Source organism: Paenibacillus sp. A3M_27_13, assembly GCF_024213315.1.
Taxonomy (GTDB): domain Bacteria; phylum Bacillota; class Bacilli; order Paenibacillales; family Paenibacillaceae; genus Paenibacillus; species Paenibacillus polymyxa_B.
Genome location: NZ_JANAVE010000003.1, coordinates 383,051 through 404,891 on the forward strand (window position 1 = coordinate 383,051; position 21,841 = coordinate 404,891).

The 21,841-nt window shown below is 45.8% G+C and carries 20 protein-coding genes; 13 read left to right on the forward strand and 7 right to left on the reverse strand.

From position 1 onward, the window contains the following. Positions 1-91: 91 nt before the first annotated feature. A complete protein-coding gene (locus tag NLX82_RS14680; protein WP_025721808.1) occupies positions 92-589 on the reverse strand; it encodes a DUF1036 domain-containing protein in 498 nt (165 codons plus the stop codon). A gap of 369 nt (positions 590-958) precedes the next feature. Here NLX82_RS14680 and NLX82_RS14685 point away from each other — a divergent pair, with 369 nt between their 5' ends. The 3 genes from NLX82_RS14685 to NLX82_RS14695 all read left to right on the forward strand — a co-directional run bounded on the left by NLX82_RS14685 (position 959) and on the right by NLX82_RS14695 (position 4,996). Then, positions 959-1,516, forward strand: coding sequence for a glycerol-3-phosphate responsive antiterminator (locus tag NLX82_RS14685; RefSeq protein WP_076156565.1), 558 nt, complete (start codon positions 959-961; stop codon positions 1,514-1,516). 57 nt (positions 1,517-1,573) lie between these two features. Continuing rightward, the gene (gene glpK / locus NLX82_RS14690; RefSeq protein WP_254348406.1) at positions 1,574-3,064 is read left to right on the forward strand and encodes a glycerol kinase GlpK; all 1,491 of its coding nucleotides are present in this window, start codon (positions 1,574-1,576) and stop codon (positions 3,062-3,064) included. A 228-nt stretch (positions 3,065-3,292) separates the two neighbouring features. Then, positions 3,293-4,996 carry a glycerol-3-phosphate dehydrogenase/oxidase gene (locus tag NLX82_RS14695; RefSeq protein WP_302055835.1) on the forward strand — a complete coding sequence of 568 codons (1,704 nt, stop codon included), beginning with the start codon at positions 3,293-3,295 and terminating at the stop codon, positions 4,994-4,996. 115 nt (positions 4,997-5,111) lie between these two features. Here NLX82_RS14695 and NLX82_RS14700 read toward each other — a convergent pair whose 3' ends face one another. After that, positions 5,112-5,789 carry a CidB/LrgB family autolysis modulator gene (locus NLX82_RS14700; protein ID WP_013312486.1) on the reverse strand — a complete coding sequence of 226 codons (678 nt, stop codon included), beginning with the start codon at positions 5,787-5,789 and terminating at the stop codon, positions 5,112-5,114. Continuing rightward, the gene (locus NLX82_RS14705; RefSeq protein WP_013312485.1) at positions 5,786-6,157 is read right to left on the reverse strand and encodes a CidA/LrgA family protein; all 372 of its coding nucleotides are present in this window, start codon (positions 6,155-6,157) and stop codon (positions 5,786-5,788) included. Before NLX82_RS14705 ends, NLX82_RS14700 begins: the two co-directional genes overlap by 4 nt. Positions 6,158-6,288: 131 nt before the next feature. On the opposite strand from NLX82_RS14705, the gene cidR reads away from it, so the two are divergent. After that, positions 6,289-7,188, forward strand: coding sequence for a cidABC operon transcriptional activator CidR (gene cidR / locus NLX82_RS14710; RefSeq protein WP_023990853.1), 900 nt, complete (start codon positions 6,289-6,291; stop codon positions 7,186-7,188). 105 nt (positions 7,189-7,293) lie between these two features. Here the strand turns inward: cidR and NLX82_RS14715 are convergent, their stop codons facing one another. Beyond that, a complete protein-coding gene (locus NLX82_RS14715; RefSeq protein WP_013312483.1) occupies positions 7,294-7,467 on the reverse strand; it encodes an aspartyl-phosphate phosphatase Spo0E family protein in 174 nt (57 codons plus the stop codon). A gap of 134 nt (positions 7,468-7,601) precedes the next feature. Beyond that, positions 7,602-8,678: a diguanylate cyclase gene (locus NLX82_RS14720; protein ID WP_076156555.1), complete on the reverse strand. Its 1,077-nt coding sequence runs from the start codon at positions 8,676-8,678 to the stop codon at positions 7,602-7,604. Between the two features lie 168 nt (positions 8,679-8,846). Between NLX82_RS14720 and NLX82_RS14725 the strand changes: the two genes are divergently transcribed. From NLX82_RS14725 to NLX82_RS14735, 3 genes are read left to right on the forward strand one after another with little or no spacing between them, the layout of a single operon-like run. Continuing rightward, on the forward strand, positions 8,847-11,219 hold the full coding sequence (locus NLX82_RS14725; RefSeq protein WP_254348597.1) for an ATP-dependent DNA helicase: 2,373 nt from the start codon (positions 8,847-8,849) through the stop codon (positions 11,217-11,219). After that, complete coding sequence (locus tag NLX82_RS14730) at positions 11,209-11,718, forward strand: MarR family winged helix-turn-helix transcriptional regulator (protein WP_013312480.1); 510 nt, start codon at positions 11,209-11,211, stop codon at positions 11,716-11,718. The genes NLX82_RS14725 and NLX82_RS14730 overlap by 11 nt, the downstream gene beginning before the upstream one ends. Before the next feature lie 37 nt (positions 11,719-11,755). Beyond that, positions 11,756-12,364, forward strand: a complete 609-nt coding sequence (locus tag NLX82_RS14735; protein WP_028540785.1) for a pentapeptide repeat-containing protein — start codon at positions 11,756-11,758, stop codon at positions 12,362-12,364. A gap of 80 nt (positions 12,365-12,444) precedes the next feature. On the opposite strand, the gene NLX82_RS14740 is transcribed toward NLX82_RS14735, so the two are convergent. Then, positions 12,445-13,038, reverse strand: a complete 594-nt coding sequence (locus NLX82_RS14740; RefSeq protein ID WP_053326339.1) for a hypothetical protein — start codon at positions 13,036-13,038, stop codon at positions 12,445-12,447. Between the two features lie 211 nt (positions 13,039-13,249). On the opposite strand from NLX82_RS14740, the gene NLX82_RS14745 reads away from it, so the two are divergent. After that, positions 13,250-14,206, forward strand: coding sequence for a nucleoside hydrolase (locus NLX82_RS14745; RefSeq protein ID WP_013312477.1), 957 nt, complete (start codon positions 13,250-13,252; stop codon positions 14,204-14,206). Positions 14,207-14,344: 138 nt separating this feature from the next. On the opposite strand, the gene NLX82_RS14750 is transcribed toward NLX82_RS14745, so the two are convergent. After that, on the reverse strand, positions 14,345-15,529 hold the full coding sequence (locus NLX82_RS14750; protein WP_076156545.1) for a sensor histidine kinase: 1,185 nt from the start codon (positions 15,527-15,529) through the stop codon (positions 14,345-14,347). 371 nt (positions 15,530-15,900) lie between these two features. Here NLX82_RS14750 and NLX82_RS14755 point away from each other — a divergent pair, with 371 nt between their 5' ends. Genes NLX82_RS14755 through NLX82_RS14775 form a run of 5 tightly spaced genes read left to right on the forward strand, consistent with a single transcriptional unit; the run spans position 15,901 to position 21,749 of the window. Continuing rightward, positions 15,901-16,506 carry a hypothetical protein gene (locus NLX82_RS14755; RefSeq protein ID WP_068939031.1) on the forward strand — a complete coding sequence of 202 codons (606 nt, stop codon included), beginning with the start codon at positions 15,901-15,903 and terminating at the stop codon, positions 16,504-16,506. Further along, entirely contained in the window at positions 16,490-17,020 is a 531-nt protein-coding gene (locus NLX82_RS14760) for a hypothetical protein (RefSeq protein ID WP_068939029.1), read from the forward strand. Before NLX82_RS14755 ends, NLX82_RS14760 begins: the two co-directional genes overlap by 17 nt. After that, positions 17,017-17,394, forward strand: coding sequence for a DUF4280 domain-containing protein (locus NLX82_RS14765; RefSeq protein WP_068939027.1), 378 nt, complete (start codon positions 17,017-17,019; stop codon positions 17,392-17,394). Before NLX82_RS14760 ends, NLX82_RS14765 begins: the two co-directional genes overlap by 4 nt. Before the next feature lie 51 nt (positions 17,395-17,445). Beyond that, positions 17,446-20,304: a contractile injection system protein, VgrG/Pvc8 family gene (locus tag NLX82_RS14770; RefSeq protein ID WP_068939026.1), complete on the forward strand. Its 2,859-nt coding sequence runs from the start codon at positions 17,446-17,448 to the stop codon at positions 20,302-20,304. A 2-nt stretch (positions 20,305-20,306) separates the two neighbouring features. Then, positions 20,307-21,749 carry a discoidin domain-containing protein gene (locus NLX82_RS14775; protein ID WP_254348599.1) on the forward strand — a complete coding sequence of 481 codons (1,443 nt, stop codon included), beginning with the start codon at positions 20,307-20,309 and terminating at the stop codon, positions 21,747-21,749. Positions 21,750-21,841 lie beyond the last annotated feature (92 nt).

The following is a 21,841-nucleotide window of genomic DNA, read 5'->3' on the forward strand; positions in this document are numbered from 1 at the left end:
CAGACGAGCGAAGGAATACGAAGCGAGTATGTAAGGAAGCGCCTCCCAGTTCATGTCTGGAGGTGCTTCTTTTGGTTCTGTATATATAATTCTAGTTGCGTTTACCATATAGTGGTTTTCTATTCTTGCCTAACTTACCTAATTTTCCAGGTGATTTTATAAAGCTGAACTTCCCTAATTTAAAATTGGCCTTTCTTTTTTTCGCCACTAGAGTACGTCTTGACTTAGAGGCACCTTGGGTACTATCTACAAGGTTTAGTGTGTAGTTTTCGAAATTACCAACATTAATCTCATCGAACCCCACACTTCTACAGCCTTGACCTTGGCAACCTGCTATCCAGCATCTTGTGAAAGCCTCTCTAGGAACATCTGTATAGAAACCACCCCCCCACCAATTACCAAAACTGTCATGTCCATAGACATAAAAAAATTGGTTTGCTGCTGATCCAGCTACAAGAAGTGCGCGTCTACCGGGTTCTATACGGTACCACCCTCTCTTAGCATAGGTGATAGGACTACAACCAGAATCATAGTATCCAACAGCAACCGAAATAGGGTTAGGTGTACTGTTACGAACATAAAAACCCATTCTATTCACTCCATTCTTTGAAAGATTAATATTAATTTATGCGAGTTTTTCGAAAATGAAATAGACATATGGATGATTAAAAAGCACAAAAAAGAAAGCAATATCTCAATGTTTTTGTGGTAGGGAAGTAAAAGAGGCGGGAGTAATCGAGCGCACAGTTGGGGATGATGGGGAGTTCCAACCACAATATCCCAGGAACCTGGCAGATGTGGCAGTCAATAGAGATGATCCATGGATGTTGTTTAGAAATAAAGGCACATATGGAGTATAAAGGGGTATTCTTATGAAACCGCTTCACCTTCGTCGAACAGAGTGATAATATAAAATTTGAACGAGTTTGACCGACATTCAGCTTTAAGGGGGATATCCATGCCATTTCAGGGACAACGCATTTTACCTGCAGCTAAGCATATGAAGCAGCTGGAGGGTATTTTGGACAGCTCTTATGAGTATGCGGTTTTTCTGGATACGCATGTAGCGCAGCTGCGCAACCTGTACCAGATGGCTAGGAGTCGCAACAAGCAAATGCTTCTGCATGCCGACCTGGTGCAAGGCTTGAAGAATGACGAGTATGCGGCTGAATATTTGTGTCAGGAAATCAAGCCGTTTGGGATTATTTCGACCCGATCCGGGGTGATTGCAACCGCTAAAAAGAAGGGGATTCTTGCTGTACAGCGCGTGTTCCTGCTCGATACGATTGCGCTGGAAAAAAGCTACGCGCTGGTGGAAAAAACACGGCCTGATTATATTGAGGTGCTGCCTGGTGTTGTTCCACCGATGATTAAGGAAGTTAGCGAACGCACGGGCATCCCTATTTTGGCGGGCGGACTTATTCGCACCCCAGAGGATGTGGAAGCGGCGTTGGCTGCGGGAGCTACAGCAGTTACGACCTCCAATAAACAACTGTTCGAGTATTATAAGCAATAGCTTTTATTTGAATCAAGTGGGCAACCATACATAAATATGCAAGGAGGCTGGGAAACGATGGAGCAATACATTCTTGCCTTGGATCAGGGCACAACCAGTTCGCGGGCCATCTTGTTTGATCGGCAGGGAAAAGTGGTATACAAGGCACAACGGGAGTTCCCACAGTATTTTCCCCAGCCGGGGTGGGTAGAGCAAAACGCAAATGAAATATGGAGCTCTATTTTGGCCGTCATCGCCTCCTGCCTGTCGGAATCAGGTGTGAAAGCTAACCAAATTGCCGGGATTGGTATTACGAATCAACGGGAAACCGTAGTGGTGTGGGATAAACATACGGGTCTTCCTGTATATCATGCGCTGGTATGGCAGTCACGGCAAACAGCCGGGATCTGCGAGGAATTGAAAAGCCGTGGATTTGATCATATTTTTCATAGCAAAACGGGACTACTCATTGATCCCTACTTTTCTGGCACCAAGGTCAAATGGATACTCGACAACGTCGAAGGGGCACGAGCTCAAGCGGAGCGTGGGGATTTGCTGTTTGGTACGATTGATACCTGGCTAATCTGGAGATTGTCCGGTGGTAAAGCACATGTAACGGACTACTCCAATGCGGCCCGCACACTCATGTACAACATTTATGAGCTAAAATGGGATGAGGAGCTGCTGGATATTCTCGGCGTTCCTGCGTCTATGCTACCAGAGGTGAAATCATCTTCTGAGATATATGCGCATACGGTGGATTATCACTTTTTTGGGCAGGAAATTCCTATTGCCGGAGCGGCGGGCGATCAGCAAGCAGCTCTGTTCGGTCAGGGATGCTTTGACAAGGGCATGATTAAAAATACATACGGTACGGGATGCTTTATGCTGATGAATACCGGAGATGAACCCTGTGACTCGGAACATGGACTGATTACGACCATTGCATGGGGGCTGAATGGTCAGGTAAAGTATGCGCTGGAGGGCAGCATTTTTGTAGCTGGGTCTGCTATTCAGTGGTTGCGTGATGGGCTGCGCATGTTCCGCGAGGCCAAAGATAGTGAAGCGTATGCGGCGCGTGTGACCTCGACGGAAGGGGTATATTTTGTCCCGGCCTTTGTAGGTCTAGGCAGCCCGTATTGGGACAGTGACGTGCGCGGCGCGACATTTGGTTTGACGCGGGGAACGACCAAGGAGCACTTTATACGAGCGGTACTGGAATCGCTGGCCTACCAGACTAAAGATGTCCTAACTGCCATGGCGAGCGATTCGGGTGTACCTGTGCGTTCATTGCGTGTAGATGGAGGTGCAGTGATGAACGAGTTCCTGATGCAGTTCCAGAGCGATATTCTCGATCTGCCTGTAGAACGACCTGCTGTGAACGAGACAACTGCACTCGGTGCGGCGTATTTAGCAGGGCTGGCAGTTGGGTTTTGGAGCAGTCTGGATGAAGTCCGGGGATATGCGCAGAGTGATCATACCTTTACTCCGTCCATGAGTGAGGACATGCGGACTGAGCTTTATGGTGGTTGGAAAAAGGCAGTTTATGCCGCAATGGCGTTCAAGTAGAGACGGTTATGCGATAGAAGGCAGCCATCTGGCAACAGGCAGATTTCCCTTTTCATAGCGTACCGTGTGTGCTACGATATAGATAAGTTAATACTCGTCAGGAGACTTGGAGAGACCATGAACCGCTCGGCATCCGCCGCAGCGATGTTCGTGGTCTTTTTTTGTACCTTATGATGATTCGGTTGGCAGATTGCATCGTGAATATATACAAAGCTGGAGGGATAAATGATGGGAGAACAGGGATTTGCTGCGCAGGAGAGAACCGCTGTTTTGGAACGTATGGGACATGAGCATTTGGATATTTTAATCATTGGCGGCGGCATTACAGGGGCGGGTATTGCGCTGGATGCGGCGGATCGTGGTTTGAAGACAGCATTGGTGGAGATGCAGGATTTCGCAGCGGGTACGTCCAGTCGCTCGACCAAGCTAGTGCATGGTGGTCTTCGTTATTTGAAGCAGTTTGAAGTTAAGATGGTAGCCGAGGTCGGGAAGGAGCGGGCAATCGTATTCGAAAATGGTCCACATGTGACCATACCCGAGCGTATGCTACTTCCTTTTCACAAGGGCGGCACGTTTAACGCATTCACCACCTCTGTCGGGCTGCTGGTATATGATTTCCTTGCTGGTGTTAAGCGTAGTGAGCGCCGCCGCATGCTGGACATCCAAGCTACACTAGAGCGCGAGCCTTTGCTGAAGCGTGATGGACTGAAGGGAAGCGGCAGCTATGTAGAGTACCGCACAGATGACGCTCGCCTGACGATTGAGGTCATGAAGGAAGCTGTTACACGAGGGGCGCTGGCGGTGAACTATGCCAAGGCTGACAAGCTGCTGTATGACGAAGGACGAATAAGCGGTGCAAGCGTAACGGACCGGGTAACGGGAAAGCCATACGAAATTCGAGCTTCGCTGGTTATTAATGCAGCCGGACCATGGGTAGACACGTTACGGGAAATGGATCGCTCCAAAGAGGGCAAGGTGCTTCGCCTGACGAAAGGTATTCACCTGGTGTTCGATGCTGAGCGCTTTCCGCTCAAACAGGCAGTGTACTTCGATACACCGGATGGACGCATGGTATTTGCCATCCCACGTGATGGAAAAACCTATGCAGGTACGACCGACACGGTGTATGAGGGGGATACGGCGCATCCCCGGATGACCGCCGAAGATCGGGCCTATGTGCTTCAAGCGATCAACGGAATGTTTCCGGATGTAAAGCTGACTGTTACGGATGTAGAATCCAGTTGGGCAGGGGTACGGCCGCTCATTTATGAAGACGGTAAAAGCCCTTCGGAAATTTCACGCAAGGACGAAATTTGGGAATCCCGTTCAGGTCTGATCACGATTGCAGGCGGCAAGCTGACGGGCTACCGGAAAATGTCCGAACTCGTCGTGGATCGTGCGGTACGGGAGCTGGGGCGCTTGCATGGGCAGAGCTTCCTGGCATGCCGCACCAGACATATCCCGATTTCGGGTGGCAGCGTAGGAGGCTCAGCGGGCTGGGACGCGTACGTAGGTAAGCAAACCGCAGCAGGTGTTGCGCTCGGCCTGTCGCCGGATATAGCTAGAGCATGGGCTACCCGCTATGGCTCCAACACAGAGCGATTGTTTGCCATAGCGGCACAGAGCATGAAGGAGGCTAACGAGAAGGAAGCGGCGCTGCCTGTGGAAGTGCGTGTCCCGCTCCTGTATGCGATGGAACAGGAAATGACAGTGACACCGTCTGATTTTTTTATACGCCGAACTGGGGCTCTGTTCTTCCAGATTGACGAGGTGAAGCGCTGGAAACAGCCCGCCATCGCATGGATGTCTGAACATGCAGGCTGGAGCGCCGCGCAAGAACGACAATATACGGCTGAGCTGGATGATTACCTGTATGAAGCTGTAACGCCTGTAGAGGTAGAGGTGAAACCCGGTGACGTTAAAGCTATTTGAGGCCGCGAGGGATATATATCCTTGAGCTATCCATTGCTTTGAGACATGGACTGAAAGCAAAGAAGCAGCGATTCTTCATAACAAGAGAATCGCTGCTTTTTTGTATACAGATGGCTTACAGCATCAAGTGGAACAGGAACGGGGCAGCCGCCAAGGTAAAGAGAGCGGCGAGCACCATCGAGATGCTGGATATCGTCCCCGTCAGCGAACTGAACTCGAATGCTTTGGAAGTGCCTGTACCATGAGCACCGGTACCGAGCAGCACCCCACGTGAGACTTCATTTTCGATACGGAACAGCTTTACAATCATCGGACCGATAATAAGACCGCTCAATCCGGTCAGAATAACGAATACAGCCGTGACCGTCGGATTGCCGCCAATCGTTTGCGATACATTCATCGCAATGGGCGTCGTAATGGAGCGAGGAATCAGGCTGCTCAGCAGCGAAGAATTCAGGTGCATCCACTTGGCAAGCGCCATGGAGGACAACACGGCTACAACAGACCCAGACAGCACGCTAAGCACGATTTGGGTCGCGTGTTTTTTTAACACAGGGAAATATCGGTACAAAGGGACAGCAAATGCAATCGTAGCTGGCTGTAGCAGCATGGACAGCAAGTGAGCGCCCGAATTATAAGAACGGTAGTTCACACCCGTCAGCGTCAAAATCAAAATGATAACAATAGGTGTAATGAGCAATGGAGACAAATACACCTTGGGTAGTGTGCGGTACATGCGTTTGGCCATCCAGTAAATAGCGAGTGTCAATACAATACATAGAAGACCGGTCATGATGATTTATGCTCCTTTCGTTTACCAAGCAGACTAGCGACCATACCTGTGCAGGCCATCACCAGAAAGGTGCCGAGCAACACGACCAGCATAATGCTCATACCATCGTGTTCCAGCATCGGCCAATAATTCATAACGCCGACAGCGGAGGGGATAAAGAATAATAGCAGCTCGGCCAGCAACCAATTTGCACCAACTTCAATCCAGCTTAGCCGGACCAAGCCGGTTTGCAGCAGAATAAAAAGGATCAGCATACCAATGATACTACCGGGTACAGGCAGGTGGAGCCAAGAGACTACCGCGTTCAGGATGAGCGAAAAGGCCATCAGGACGGCGATCTGGAGGACACCGCGTATGAAGCTTTTCATATATAATGGCTCCTATCTTTGGGATCGGTTATTTTCAAACTGTAATGAAATTTTACATCACAAGCTTTCATGAGTAAAATGCATATAAAGAATGTAATCTATTCCGTTTGTCTATGGGAGAAGGTGTAGCTTTGGATATCCGACATTTACAATACTTTTTGGAAGTCGCGCGGTTGCGTAGCTTTACAAAGGCAGCCCAGAGCATGTTTATTACCCAGCCGACGATCAGTAAGACGATTAAAAGTCTGGAAGATGAATTGGGGGTCGCTTTGTTCGACCGAATTGGCAAAAGAATCGAACTGACGGACGCGGGAAAGGTAATTGAGCTTCAAGCACAAGCGATTGTAAAGTCCTTTCAGAGCCTGTCCTCGGAGCTGAGTGATTTGATGAACCTGAAAAAGGGACATATCCGTATTGGCCTGCCCCCTATGGTCGGATCGAGCTTTTTCCCGCGTGTCATTGGAGAATTCCATAAGGCATATCCTGATGTGACTATTCAATTATTTGAGGACGGAGCGAAGAAAGTGGAACAGGACGTAGAAGCCGGGGCATTGGATATCGGGGTGATTGTGCTGCCTGCGGTTGGAGATATGTTTGAGACATTTCTGTTTGTGGAGGAAAAGCTGAATTTGCTCGTTCATCCTACGCATGCACTGGCAGAGTGCAAGGAGGTACCATTATCTGCGTTGGCGGAGGAGGCGTTTGTACTGTTCCGTGAGGATTTTACGCTGCATGACCGTATCATTGCGGAATGTGTTCGTGCTGGCTTTCAGCCGCGTGTAGTCTACGAAAGCTCACAATGGGATCTGATTAGCGAAATGGTTGCTGCAAACCTGGGAGTAGCACTGTTGCCGGAGGCTATATGCCGAGATCTGGATTCCGAGCGCTTGCGTGTTCTTCCATTGGTGGACCCCGTCATCCCTTGGCATTTGGGGATGATCTGGCGGAACGATCGTTATCTGTCCTTTGCCGCCAGAGAATGGATATCGTTCACACAACAATTGTTGCGGACGGAATATGGCGGAAAATAGTCAGTCAACAAGAAGGTGAGTACGATGCAGAGGTGCACCGAAGGAGGACGAATACTGCTTACATCATAAAAAAGCTGCCCTGAGGGGCAGCGATGTAGCTTGCTTCTATGAGTGTGTTTGGTTTATTGCACGCTTGGTGTGAAGGTACTTGTCCATAATACGGTCAAGTCTGGAGGATTTGTCCAATACACGTTCATCTTTTAATCCGTGTAAGTCAGCCATGCGATTCAGTTCACGGCGTTCTTTTTCCATGAGTTTTTCCAATTGTTCGAGGTTCACAAAGCCCACCCCCCATGTCGATTGTAAGGCATGTCTCCACTAGCGGCAGAAGTTTTTTTGATAACGATGTTATTTCCATTTTACCACTTTTTATTAACAATAATCCAGCTTTCCTGACATTTAGCGACTAATATTTATGGTTTTGCCAGTTTCACCTGATTGCGTCCTGAACGCTTAGCTTCATATAATGCCTCATCTGACTTTTCCAGTAAGTGCCTCGATGCAATGACAGGTGAACTGCCTGCTCCGATGGATACGGTTAGAGAGATCGAGGTTCCGTCATTCAAAAGAAAACGTTCATTTTCCACAGCTTTCCGAATCTTTTCGGCAAAGCTTGCTGCTTTCTGACTATCACAATTTCCAATCAGAATGGCAAATTCCTCTCCGCCTTTACGGGAGGGGTACGCCCTCGTTGTAGATTCCCGGATTAACAGCATTCCTAATTGGCTTAAGACGGTATCTCCGTTCAAATGACCATACGTATCATTAATATTTTTAAAGTGGTCAATATCCAGCATCACGAGTCCAAAGGGTTGTTTTGTAGTCTTGGAAGTATGGAAGACCTCTTCAAATAGCGCATCGAAAGCACGCGGACTGTAGAGTCCGGTTAAATGATCCCGATTTGCAGCTTCTTCCAGCAGATGAACAGCCCGTTCTGTTTTTTTGATATGGGACATCATAAAATAAGTGAACAGGCCGCCAAGTAACTTAACGGTTGTGATTATTATCATAGATTCATTATCAGGAGGATTAACCACATAGAAAGTAGATAACAGCGACACTATAGCAGCTCCAAGCACGGCCGACATCCACTTGCGGAGTGTTAGGCTTTTTTCTCGAATAAAGATAAGTGAAATGCCCAGTGTCATGAAGCAATTGACGGTAGCAGTCAGAGAAACATCTGTCCAACCACCTGTGATGTAAATACGGTACAGGCTTATGATCAAGGTAGTCAGCAGACCGGATACCGATCCTCCCATATAAACAGAAATGATAATCGCCAATTGGCGCAGATCGACCACAAAGTGCCCACGGATCCATAAACCGGTCATCATTAACAGAATGCCAAACAGACCCAGCATTAAACCGTTCATTACCCGATAAATGAATACATGTTTTTTTAGGTAACGCTCATATTTCCGGAAAAATAAATTTCCAAAGAATAAGAAGCTTGTTAATAACGCAAAATTGTTAATTAATTCTTTTAACATATCCCTATCCTTTATGCTGAAATGAGAGTTGTAGTATCGTGGGGAATAAAGCAAAAGGCCTCGTTTCTATATTTCGGTAAAAAGTAGGCATGAGTGAATACCAATCGACCACAAACGATTCTTATGTCCCTTACGTTTCGTTTATCTACGTGGTACAGTGAAAGGACTATGACCGGAACGGGTGATCGTATGAAGGAACCAATTCACATATCGGTGCGTCCTCTTGTGGAGTATGTGCATCGGAGCGGCAGCATTCATAGCGGCTTTCGCTCGAATAGCAGTATGCTCGAAGGAACTCGCGTGCATCAGGTTATCCAGAAAGGTTACAAGGAGCATGACCGCAAAGAGGTACATTTACGTACAGAAATTTCGTATAAGGACGAATTGTTTATCATTGAAGGTCGCTGTGACGGACTGATTGAGCTGGATGGCGTATGGACGGTTGATGAAATTAAATCGATCTCTTTGCCCCTCGAAGATATTCAGGGTGACGGTCAACCCGTACACTGGGCACAAGCATTTCTGTATGCCTATATGATTGCTCGTGAGGAACAACATCATTCCATGCAGGTCCAGCTTACTTATGTACAGGCACACAGTGAAGACATTCGCCGATTTAGGCGCGAGCTATCCTTTGCTGAGCTAGAAGCTTTCGCACAAGAGATGATTGCTGGTTATGCACCGTATGCATTCCTGCTGAGAGCACATGCGGAAAAGCGGGATGCCAGCATTGCTATGTTGAACTTTCCCTTTGATACGTATCGTTCGGGTCAGCGAACTCTCGCGGGTTCGGTGTACAAGACGATTGCCGAAGGGGTTAACCTGTTTGCCAAAGCACCTACAGGTATTGGTAAAACGGTATCCACCTTGTTTCCTGCGATCAAGGCTATCGGTGAGGGCCAGGTTAGGCGAGTATATTATGTGACGGCTCGTACCACGACTCGGGCAGCAGCCGAAGAAGCTTACGCTAGAATGCAGGCCCAAGGGCTGCACATGCATGTGGTGACTTTGACTGCGAAGGATAAAATTTGCTTTAAGGATGAAAATGATTGTGATGCTGGATCATGCAGCATGTGCGAGGGCTATTACGACCGGATCAACGGTGCGGTATCCGATATTTTGGCGAATGAGACGTTAATGACCCGGGCGGTGATTGAGCATTATGCGCGCAAGCATAAGGTATGTCCCTTTGAATTTTCGCTGGATGTGGCGTATGCCTCGGATGGTATAATCAGTGATTATAATTATGTTTTCGATCCACGGATTTCTTTGAAAAGATTGCTGGAGGAGCACAAGCGAAAAGGTGTCGTACTGGTGGATGAGGCGCATAATCTGGTAGAACGCGGTCGGGACATGTTTTCGGCGGAAATTTTGAAATCTTCTTTTTTAGAACTGAAACGAGAATTTAAGTTGCTAAGCCCAGAGATTGCTGCGGCTGCGAGTGCAGTGAACGCACATATGATTACGCTGCGCAAGCAATATGCAGATACAGGAAAAGCAGTGGAGACAGTAGCACCGCAAGAGGTGCTGGAGCTGTTGGTGCCTTTTGTGGAAGCAGCTGAACGTGAACTGGTGACGGGGGGCAGTACAAGCCACGCAAGCGGGGAGGGTACGGCTTATGCATTGCTTCTAGATACGTATTTTACCGCTCAGAATATGCTGCGCATTGCTGCTTTATACGATGAACGATACGTTACTTATGTGGAAGCGGGGCGCAGTGAAGTGAGGGTCAAGCTGTTCTGCCTCGATCCTTCTCACTTGCTGGGACAAGCTATTAAGGGCTACCGCTCAGCCATTTATTTTTCCGCAACGTTGACACCGCTTGCTTATTACCGGGACATGCTCGGAGCAAACGAGGAAGATTATACGTTACAGGTTCCTTCCCCCTTCCATCAGGAGCAGTGGGATGTACGTCTGCTGCCGCTCTCCATCCGTTATCGGGATCGTGAGCATTCCAAAGGGGCGATTGCGGATATGCTGGCTGCATTGGTTGTAGAACGGAAAGGAAATATCCTTGTATTTTTCCCGTCCTATCCATATCTGCGTGAGGTGTATGAGGAGTTCATGCTTCGGGACGTGTCCGCAAATACGTTGGTACAAAGTCCGGGGATGACCGAACCAGAGCGGGATCGATTTCTAGAGGCTTTCCAGCCTGGGCAAGAGCACACCTTGCTTGGCTTTGCCGTACTGGGTGGTGTGTTTGCTGAAGGTGTCGATTTACCTGGGGATCGCTTAAATGGGGTAGTGATTGTCGGCGTCGGCTTGCCGCAAATTGGAGCAGAGCGGGATGTGCTGCGGGATTATTTTTCCGAACAGGGACGGAATGGTTTCAACTATGCGTATGTATATCCAGGGATGAACAAGGTTCTTCAGGCAGGTGGCAGACTTATTCGCACAGAGCACGACGAAGGATTGTTGGTCCTGGTAGATGATCGTTTTGCCAAGGAACCGTATGCTTCTTTGCTGCCAGACGAATGGAAAAGCTACCGTCTGACGGAACAAGCGGGATTAAGGAAGGAATGGATAGACTATGAACTTTAATTTTCATAATGACTCCATACGCGGGGTGCTGCGTAGCTTTGGACATGAAGATGCCGAAGTGGATAATATAGAGACTTTTGTGACATTTGCGCGCTTGGCTAACGGTATTTTCAGAGAAATGGATACCGATTTTAGCAAGTTGGGGGCTTCTCAGGGCCGGATTATTGTTCTTAGCCTGTTGCATTGCCATTCGCCGCATCGCATGACACCATCAGAGTTGGCGGAAAAAGCTGATGTGACGCGTGGAACCATGACGGGGCTGATCGACGGATTAGAGCGAGATGGCATGATTGAACGTGTGGCTCATGAGAGTGACGGGCGGATGGTGACTGTCGGATTAAAGGAGGCAGGACGAGAGCTGTTAAGTAAGATAGTCCCTTATTATACGAAGTTGATTCGGTCGTGTATGTCTGAGTTTACGCCGCAGGATCATAAGATGATGAAGGGTTTACTGGGAAAAATGAAAGGCGGTTTTGAGCGGTCCTTGCCGAAATGCTGAATTCCTAATATAAGGAATAAGGAATAGGAGAGAGAACATGTTCTTTTATACAGATGAGGTCTATGAAGCCCGTGATTTTGGATCAATGGATGCCAGAGAAGGCGAGTGGAGAAATTGCGAGTTTACCCGATGTCGCTTTCGGGGTGTGGAGATGAATGAGTCCCTCGTGGAGGGCTGTACTTTTGTGGACTGTGATTTTACCGGAGCCATTCTGAATGCATCTCACTACAAGGAGTCGGCTTTTACCAATTGTTTGTTCACCAGCGCCAATCTGTTTGTAGTCCGGTTTGATAACTGCAAGCTAGTAGGTTCAGATTTTGCAGGGGCGAATATGGATGGTATCACAATTACGGGCGGAGACTGGTCTTATACGAATTTGCGTCATGCAGATTTAAGAAAACAAGATTTGCGAAAAATACGATTCAAGGAAGCTGACTTATCCGAATGCAATTTGGAAAAAGCAGATTTGCGGGAGGCGGATCTTACCCGAGTAAGACTGCACAAAGCCCATCTTCAAGGAACAGACCTGCGCGGTGCGAAAATGGATGGTGTGAATTTTAAAGATCTGGACATCACTGGAGCCAAGCTGGATATCGAGCAGGCAGTAGCGGTAGCTCGCTCCTATGGAGCCAAGGTGGAAGGCTAAAAAGCACGGGATACAGGAGCTGTCTCGATCTGCAGTACCCCGTGTGGGTGAAATGGATGATTGACTTGAATTTGAAGGACTTAATCTTTAGTGGATGCTGGCAGTAGTGGAATTGCTGCTTCCGGGTCCCGGTTTGGCAAATGATCAACTCCCACAGGCTCTAGCGGCTGCTGTGGAACCGTCCAGTTGCGCGCGATATCTGCCGCAGTTCGCTGCTCCAGCAAGCGCTTGGCCACTTCATAACATTGATCGACGTGCCGATTACCAATGGTTCGCATAGCAGTAAAGCCAATTGCCGCGGCTAGCCCTTGCCCCAGAAGGGGGACAAACTTGCTAACCTGCTTGGTAGCGATGCGAATGCCCATTTTTTGCAAAATCTGCACGATGGCTTCACGGGTAATGAGTCGCCCGATCAGCTTGCTGCCAATTGAGGTGATAAAACCATACACCATGGATTTTGTTTCTGCGTCCAGACCTTCCAGCTGCTTCTCAGATAATCCGAATTTTCCATTAATAGCTGGCAGTAGCTGCATCAAAATGCCAACATCAGCAAGAACGTCAGCCCCTGGAACTGGAACTAATACCGCCCCACCTGAAGCCGCAGCCCTTTTCGTCACCATGGATTTACATTCTTTACGGATCTGCTCCAACTCTTCTATTGTTCGGGCTGTCATATGCATCTCTCCTTCATACGCTTCCGATTAGGACCCATGATTCTACCCTGTTATTACACACATTTCTACCTTTCTTAAGCATGGAGTAAGCAAAAAATCCCTGATTCACGCACTATCCCACATTTACTCCTGTGAAGCGATCAGGCATAATGAAGGATGGTTGCCGATAAGAACAAGCCTGTTTTACGGGGATAAAGGAAGGAAGAGACAGATGAGTCAGACAAACGTTTATTTTAATCATGATGGTGGAGTGGATGATCTAGTATCCCTTTTTATGCTGCTTCAGATGGAGCAGGTTCATTTGACCGGAGTATCGGTGATTCCAGCAGATGGTTACCTGGAGCCTGCGACGGATGCCAGTCGTAAAATTATTGATCGTTTTGGACAAAATAAAGGGCCTGTGGAAGTCGCAAAGTCTAATTCACGCGGTAAAAATCCGTTTCCTGCCGCTTGGCGTTTACATTCCTTCTATGTGGATGCATTACCCGTACTGAATGAATCGGGGCGTATGGAAGCACCGCTTTCATCCCTGCCAGCTCATCAGCATCTGATCGAAAAGGTACGCGGAGCTGAAGGTAAGACGCTGTTGCTATTCACTGGACCGCTAACCGATCTGGCGCGAGCGCTGGATGAAGCACCGGATATTGAAGCAAAGATTGAAAAGCTGGTATGGATGGGTGGCACCTTTGAAAAAGGGAATGTAGAAGAGCCGGAGCATGACGGTACAGCAGAGTGGAATGTGTTCTGGGACCCGGAAGCGGCATATCGGGTGTGGCAAAGTGGCATTACGATTGATCTGGTAGCGCTGGAAAGCACAAGCAAAGTGCCATTAACTCCAGCAGTACGCAATCGTTGGGCTGCGGAGCGCCGATATGAAGGCGTGGATTTCTTGGGCAATTGCTATGCAGGATGTCCTCCGCTTGTTTATAGCGAAACGAACTCAACCTATTACTTGTGGGATGTACTGACCACTGCATCCGTAGGACGCCCGGACATTGTCAAGAAAAAGACGGTGCATTGCAGCGTTATCGCAGAAGGACCAAGTCAGGGCAGAACGGTGGAACAGGCAGATGGACGTCCTGTGAACCTGGTATATGATACAGATCCAGAGGCCTTTTTTACGTATATGGCGGATTTGGCTAAGCTGGCTGCTCCCAAACGTTACTAAGTCTGGCTATGCACAAACGTGCGGCATAGGGTGATAATACTGCCTAGTGACACGTACCGATAACATAAAGCCCGTGACGTTATGCGTCACGGGCTTCTATTATAGGATATGCCATATCATCACAAGCTAATCTCTGTTTTAGGCAGACTCCTGGTATATTTTCAGGGTGAACTGGAGCGTTATCTCCGTCCCGCTACCAGGTTCACTGCTCCCTGTCATCTTACCGTTCATTCGTTTTAATAGATGTTTGGTAATCTGCCAACCCAAGCCTGGATTTCCATATGAGAGAGAGTACCCACGGTCATGTTCAAGCAACAAATTCAATTTATTCGGAGATATACCGATTCCGGTATCCTTCACCTTTAATTCCAGTTCAATCTCAGGTGCATCGGTCACGGATTGGGTGGTTGCAGATAAAGTGACAGCTCCTGTGCTTGTAAACTTCACTGCATTATCTACCAAATTAATCAGCATACGGCGAATTTTAGCTTCATCCCCGATAAAAATAGGCGAGCTGGTGAGATTCCAGTCGAGCTTCAACTCGAGATTCCGCTGCGCGGCTACCTCTGTATACAGGCTCAATACATTTTCCATCATCGTTCTCAGATCAAACGGATCTTCAATATCATCAATCTGCCTGGATTCCATAGTGCTGTAATCCAAAATATTACTCAATAACGTCATGAGCGAGCGACTGCTCGACTCCATGATGCTCATATATTGCTGTTGTTCCTCTGTTAACTCCGTCGTCAGCATGAGATCGGTGGCTCCCCATATTTCGGTTAGCGAAAACCGAATTTTATTACTCAGGGAAGATATCAAATCCAGCTTGCTCATAGAAGAGATTTCAGCATCTATCTTGTCTTTCTCCAGTTCTACCACATAACCCAGAAACACAGCCATAGCCTGAAGGGCCTTCAGTTCGGATTCTGTCAAATGTACAGATGGCGCGTCCAAGATACAAATGGTTCCGTAAGCCTGACCATTTTTCATGCGAATAGGGATTCCTGTAAATGAGTGGTTTCCAATGGTTTTAGTCACATCTAAATCACATGTGTGCGGGTGAATAGTTGTTTCTGAAATCGTGAGGTGATCGGCAGGATGGTCCAACACCAGACTACAATAGCTAAGCTCAAAAGGGAGCACATCCCCTTCCTTAACCAGCACCTCTTCCCGGTTAAATGAATCTACAATCACATTCGTAATGCCGTCATTAGCGGCAATAAAAATGGTGTTTACATATAAAATACCACTTAGCACATCAATGACATGCGCGGTAGCCTCTTGAATACTATTATAAAAACCTGTAGGTGAAGTAATCATGTATCTCCAATCCTGATGCAAAGTGGTGGTTATCCAAAACTCTAGCAGTTTGTGTATCCCATTCCCGATCCTCTGAATGTGTTTTTGGAGCGTATCATTAATTATACATGATTATTTCATTATAAACCGATCTTTCTACTTCCATTTACCTATTCACTTGCGCAAACCTTCATTTCTTAGGTCTAATGCTAGCCTTTCTTGGAGAGTTTTTGTTTATATCATTACATATTCACGAAAAAATGTGATTATTTTCATTCTATTTTCATAAATTCATATGTAATCTCATGATATGAAAATTGTGTAATAAAATAGGAGGATAGGACCAGTAATATCATGTAAATATTCTATATAATAGGTTCAGAGGTGGAATTATGAATAGACTGGAAGCCCTAGAACACTTCCATAAGACCTATGCGGAAGATGTATTGAACCAGAAATTACATCAAGCAGCGTATTTGTATGAACAAAGAAAAGATGAGCTCATTTTTTCTTTTATTCAATCCTTTCAATCGATCTGTCTGCAAGCCCATTCCGGAGAAGTGGCCAAGACAAGGATCGGATACATTACTTATTCTATGAGGCGCACGTATCTGATGGATCGCAACTATAACTATGTCGTCGAAGCCTATGATAAAAATTGGTTCTTTGATCCTCAACCTTGTTATGGAATCTATGATGCAGGCTGGGCATTCAGCTTTTTAGCAGAAGTGGAGGATGAATTGAATCAGCTTCGAAAACCCTATATGAATAAGATTTTTCAGCCTGATGTCGAGCGATTTGTACTCCAGGCTACAGGGGAATTTCATCAATATATTCTGAAATTAGCGAAAGATGCTATTCAGCAAGCTGTACATTTACCTGAATTCAAGGCGTTGAAATGCGAGGACGATTTGGAAGTAAGAATAGGGGAGTATAAAGGAATCAGTGAGGTGGTGTATTCAACAGCTTATGGAGTACTACATGATTCAACAGGATAATCGTATTACGGAGTATATGTATCCAGTAGAGACGAATCGCAGGCAGTTATTGGAATGGGCAGAAAGCTCATCATGTACTGATGAAGAATCCATTTTACAATTTTATGTATCAGGTGATTCGGACTATATTGATTTTATAGAGCATCCGGTATCCATCGTTTCTGAACAACTAAAGGAAATATTTGATATATATCAGGCCGGATTAAGCTGGAAGTTGGTTGTTTTTGCCGATATGCAGCGAATGCAGCAAACAAGGTATTGGCTGGTAAATCCGCCTAGCCTGATGTGTTTATCACCATGTAGTGAATATCATAGGGACGGTACACTGAAGAAAATCATTCTAGATGAATATGCAGTGGAGAATCATAAAATATTCAGGGTTCAGGATGCCAATCATCATATCATTGTAGACCTCGATGTGGCTGAATGTATTTTGAAGTTCAATCTGGCAGGCTTGAAATTACAAAAGGTTGATACAGAGGGGCCAATTATACAAAGGAGAGTCCAAGAATGAGTGAGAGCTATGTAGTGGATGGGGCACAGATACATTGCAGCTATGGAAGTCATACGGGAAGATTTAGTGTTTCAGCTAACAGAGGGATTAGTATTGGCGACAAACTGCAAGGGAATATTCAGGATTTTCACCCGCAGACGCATATCCCTTCTTTCGGAATGTGCCGTAGTATGCATAATCCTACAGTTTCTTCTGCTAACAAAGGAAATTCCGGAAAAATCATTCCGCAGCCCTGCAAACCGAGCGTTTCTATGCCTTGGTTGAATGGAAAAAAGGATGTATACGTAGATCAATCTCCGGCTCTTATGAGCTGCTCCACGAACTTATGCATGTGGTGTGGAAAAATCTCGTTCACCACAGACGGGCAGGAATAGTTAACAGATTGTAGGATTTGCATCACATGAAAAGCAAACGGGGGGAGTAAGATGGGACTGGCAGGAACTGTGCTGAATTATGGAAATATTAGAGTGAATGCACCGTATGAAATTATCAGGCTGCTTGATTTTGAATTGACACAGAAGATAAATGAGCACGGCAAGGTGTACATCACTGCTCTCATACCGGATGAGGATCATGCGAAGTATGACGGTTTAGCGCATGATGAAGATGTGCTAGAGGTATATGAGACGGATAAAGAGCGAGGGACAGTTAGCATTTTTAAAGGAATCGTCACCAATATTAGAATTGCATTCAAAAATGGCGTATATCACATGTACATAGAGGCTGCCTCTTTTACATATCTGATGGATCAACAACGGAAAAATCGTTCGTTTCAAAATAGCAACTTGACGTATTATCAACTGTTCCGCAAACTCATCGATACCTATCCACACGGGGATTTTATTGACCTGACGGACAGCGATCAAAAGCTGGGCGGCTTTACTATTCAGTATGGGGAGAGTGACTGGGAGTTTCTGAAAAGAATGGCCTCTCATCTACAAACTGGACTGATTGCCGAGATTACATCCGTATTCCCGAGATTATGGTTAGGTACCTCGAAAGAACAGGTGAAAGGTGAACTGCGCAGCATTAACTTTTCCCTCCAAAAAACAAAGTCAGGTCCAGAATATACATATGCTGAAGTGGAGGATACGAAGCGTTTTGAACTTGGGGATGTCGCCGTGTTTCAACGAAAGCATTGGGTTATTGAGCAGATTCATGCAGAGATGAAGCAAGGTATTATGACATATGGCTACATTCTCGTTCCGGAAGCAGGTATTCCGAGGGAGCTTATATATAACCCGTTAATCAAAGGTACCTCTATTGAAGGGAAAGTCATAGAGTTAGATGGTGAAAACGAATCCGTTAAACTTCACTTGTCCGTGGATTCTATGCAGTCCAAAGTTGAGGGTTGCTGGTTTTCATACCCCACCATGTATACCGGGGAGGGGATCGGTTGGCATTGCATGCCTGAGCTAGGGGATCATGTCCATTTGTATTTTCCATCTAACAAAGAAAAGGAAGCTCGTGTAGTTCAATCCCTGCGTAAGAGAGACTACAAAGAAGATGAAATCAGCAAGCCGTCAAGAAAGCTGTTTCATACCAAAACTCAAAAAGTGGCGAGATTCGACGACAAAGAAGTGGCACTTTCCACCCAAAAAGAAAAGATACTTGTACGCTTAAATCCTGCTTCCGGTATTCACGTGTATAGTCATCACGATCTTACCTTTCACGCTGATACAGACTTGGTGCTGCATGGCAAAAAGGTACAGATGACCGCTACTCGCGAAATAACTCTGACGTGCAAAACCAGCTATATCCGAACCGATGGAACGCTTCATATCAAGGCTAGTAAGTTCATGAAAAATCAGGTGCCTGATGCAGAGCTGAAAGCCTATAAATCCCTGATTCAAGAATTAAAGGGGAAGGGATATCCGCAATGGGTACAGGATTTGCTGCTTCAATATAAAACGGACTACTACAAAGCCGTGGCAGCAGGGGACAAAAAGGGGGCCAAGGAAGCAGCAACCAAGGCCAAGCAATTGCGTCAACAGGTGGCAGAAATAGATCGTATGCCTGCCTGGGCCAGAGCACAAATGCATGAATACACGTCCCAGTGGTGGGAAGCGCATGGAGCCAACGACAAAGCCAAGCAAAAGCAGATGCATCTTCTCGCGAACCAACTGCGTGACAACGTGCTAATCAACGAGCTGATTCGTGGTCATTCAGCCAAATCCTATCTAGATGCGAATCGGCTGGAGGAGCTGTCCGGACAATACGCAGATGCGGCCCATAAGCTGACCATCGCCGATCAAAAGGCTATTGCTAAGGAAGCTGCCGCCTTGCGGAGTAAGTATGGCGTGAACAGCCTGCTTGCCAGAGATAATTTGAACAAGCTTGCCAAGAAGTATCCAGACAGCTTCTCGTACAAGCTACCAACTACAGGCGATTGGGATAAGGAGCTTAACGCCGCTTTGCATGATTTTGCGAAAAAATACGGCCTGGAGAATAAGGGCTATGGTCGTGATGTGCTCGCAGTGTACCTGCATCAAGTAGCCAATGGTATCCTTCCATGGCCTAAGGTTAGCAAGGCTGCAACGCCAACAATTCCAGCAACGACGACAACAACGAAAACGGAACCGGGCAAGAAGACGCCGACTACTCCTGAAAAACCGACGAAGGAGGAGCCAAAGCCATTAGATCCTAAGGATTATAAAGATGGATTGGTAGCGGTGAAAAAGATTGAAAGCTATATAAGTAGTAAGGGCATAAAAGGTAATCAGGCTCGAGCTCTATACAGAGTAAACGATTATACCAATAACAGTATCATTCAAAAGAAACTGTCTTCGAACCGTAAAGCACCGCTCGTGTTTTTCTTTGAAGGAGACGGTTCGTATAGTTATAAACAAGAAGATCACCCGGAAGGTCGATATGGAGCTATGGCAATTGTGGTGATAGATGGCGAAATTAAGTATTCAAGCAAAAATGCCAGCACACTTCCTGATTATGAGAGCAAGTATAAAACGGTTAAAGATGGAGTATACGAGTTTGTAGGCGGGTTGCATTTGAGTACTTATCCTGCTTTGCGTATTCGGGATGGTGCAGCAGTTCCAGCAACCAAAGGAAGTCAAAAAAAGGATTGCACAGCAGACGGTGTAAATATACACCAGGGCTATAATGCTGATAAAAAGCCTAAACCAACTTCGACAGCTTGTATAACGGTTCATAAAGACGAGTATGTAAGATTTCTGAGTTCAGTAGGCGTGGTGAAGAATTCATTAAATGAAAAACCTAATCCTGTAAAAGGACTAGCTATTCTTGATCGGAAGGATAGATCAAAGTGAAGATGATCAGAAACATATTAATCATTCTTTTTTTAATCGTGTTGTCAGCATGTAATGCTTCTCAAAAAGCCTCTACTCCCTTTTCTTCAAAAACGGTAGATATGACGTCAGAAGTGGTGGAATCAGCTAATGAAAATGATAAAACGGAGCTTGTTAAAGAGAATAGCAAGAAAGAATGGGCTTTAACCGTAGAAGAAGGCAAAGAAGATCCAGCAGAATTTTTAGTTCAGCTGGAAGGCTCAAAAGTTGAACGGTTCTTAAGTGCCGAGAAACTGATTAGTCTCCTACAGTCGAAGGAGGATAAAGAGAAATATAGAGATTCTTATGTGAATGTAGGGAGAATCCAAGAAGATGGGAGTCAAATCGCATTCGTATTAGATTTATTTGAAGAAGCGAGATTAATAGTACAGATTTATGATTTGGATTTGGGTAACAAAGTAAATGAATTTAAGCTGCCTTATAACCATCCAGTAATTTCGTCTGATTTAACCAAGTATTTATATGAGGATAAAGACAAAGCGTATATATATGACACGTTAACTAATCAATCAACAGCTATTCAATTAGATGGAAGTTCTATAGATATAGATGACATTCATCAAGGACAATTTTCTCCAGACAGTACCCAGTTTTGTTTTACCGACAGCCAGCAGAATATTGTCGTATTTGATGTATCAAATTATAGAATCATTAAGCAAATCCATATAGATTCTGGTATGGCGATAGTTAATCAATGGGCTCAGAAGAACCAACTAATCTATTCTATTGACTCCATGTCTGTAAATAAAACGTACTTGTTAAATTTAAATAATGGAGAGGAGCACCTTTTAGGCAAAGGGATGGAACGACCTTTAATGTCTCGTGATGGGTCGGAGTTATGGTTTGAAAAGTCAGACTCACCGTCTAATTATAAACTGAATATAAATACAGGTTTAGAAAGTAAAGCCGCATCTATCACTACAATTAGTGGGAATACGGCAACACCTGTGCAGTGGCTCTATACTGCTAATGATTTTTCTAAATATGATAGTGAAATAAAAGTGCATCAAATTAAAGCCTCATCCACTCTGCCAAGTAAAGGCACGCAGACTTATGATGCCAAAAATCTGTTGGATGGAGATACATCTACTGCATGGTGTGAAGGTGTGAAAGGCAACGGGGAAGGAGAAACTATACGGATAGATTTGGGATCATTACAGAAGGTAAAGGGTATCGAGCTGATTAACGGATATGCTAAATCTGAAAAAAGTTATCGGGAGAATAACAGAGTTCAACAACTAAAACTGGAATTCTCGGATGGTTCCTCTCTAGTAATGAATGATTTTAACATACGAAAGAAATTTAAAGAGCCTATTCATACCTCATTTATTAAACTTACTATTTTATCAGTTGAACGTGGAACGAAATATCAGGATACATGTATATCCGATGTACGGCTTTTCTAGCATTCTTACAAAAGGGAGATAGCCTATGAAGTGGAAAGAGCCAACGTTTGGTGCAACACCTATGTTGAAAGCTTTAGCAACCGCTAATGCGC

Bases quoted from the DNA above. Each gene is read 5' to 3' on its own strand.
- NLX82_RS14680 (WP_025721808.1), bottom strand. From the start codon at position 589: ATGGGTTTTTATGTTCGTAACAGTACACCTAACCCTATTTCGGTTGCT.
- NLX82_RS14745 (WP_013312477.1), top strand. From the start codon at position 13,250: ATGAGTCAGACAAACGTTTATTTTAATCATGATGGTGGAGTGGATGAT.
- NLX82_RS14760 (WP_068939029.1), top strand. From the start codon at position 16,490: ATGATTCAACAGGATAATCGTATTACGGAGTATATGTATCCAGTAGAG.
- NLX82_RS14725 (WP_254348597.1), top strand. From the start codon at position 8,847: ATGACCGGAACGGGTGATCGTATGAAGGAACCAATTCACATATCGGTG.
- NLX82_RS14700 (WP_013312486.1), bottom strand. From the start codon at position 5,789: ATGACCGGTCTTCTATGTATTGTATTGACACTCGCTATTTACTGGATG.
- NLX82_RS14735 (WP_028540785.1), top strand. From the start codon at position 11,756: ATGTTCTTTTATACAGATGAGGTCTATGAAGCCCGTGATTTTGGATCA.
- NLX82_RS14750 (WP_076156545.1), bottom strand. From the start codon at position 15,529: ATGATTACTTCACCTACAGGTTTTTATAATAGTATTCAAGAGGCTACC.
- NLX82_RS14770 (WP_068939026.1), top strand. From the start codon at position 17,446: ATGGGACTGGCAGGAACTGTGCTGAATTATGGAAATATTAGAGTGAAT.
- NLX82_RS14695 (WP_302055835.1), top strand. From the start codon at position 3,293: ATGGGAGAACAGGGATTTGCTGCGCAGGAGAGAACCGCTGTTTTGGAA.
- NLX82_RS14755 (WP_068939031.1), top strand. From the start codon at position 15,901: ATGAATAGACTGGAAGCCCTAGAACACTTCCATAAGACCTATGCGGAA.
- NLX82_RS14705 (WP_013312485.1), bottom strand. From the start codon at position 6,157: ATGAAAAGCTTCATACGCGGTGTCCTCCAGATCGCCGTCCTGATGGCC.
- NLX82_RS14685 (WP_076156565.1), top strand. From the start codon at position 959: ATGCCATTTCAGGGACAACGCATTTTACCTGCAGCTAAGCATATGAAG.
- NLX82_RS14720 (WP_076156555.1), bottom strand. From the start codon at position 8,678: ATGTTAAAAGAATTAATTAACAATTTTGCGTTATTAACAAGCTTCTTA.
- NLX82_RS14730 (WP_013312480.1), top strand. From the start codon at position 11,209: ATGAACTTTAATTTTCATAATGACTCCATACGCGGGGTGCTGCGTAGC.
- NLX82_RS14765 (WP_068939027.1), top strand. From the start codon at position 17,017: ATGAGTGAGAGCTATGTAGTGGATGGGGCACAGATACATTGCAGCTAT.
- NLX82_RS14775 (WP_254348599.1), top strand. From the start codon at position 20,307: ATGATCAGAAACATATTAATCATTCTTTTTTTAATCGTGTTGTCAGCA.
- glpK (WP_254348406.1), top strand. From the start codon at position 1,574: ATGGAGCAATACATTCTTGCCTTGGATCAGGGCACAACCAGTTCGCGG.
- NLX82_RS14740 (WP_053326339.1), bottom strand. From the start codon at position 13,038: ATGACAGCCCGAACAATAGAAGAGTTGGAGCAGATCCGTAAAGAATGT.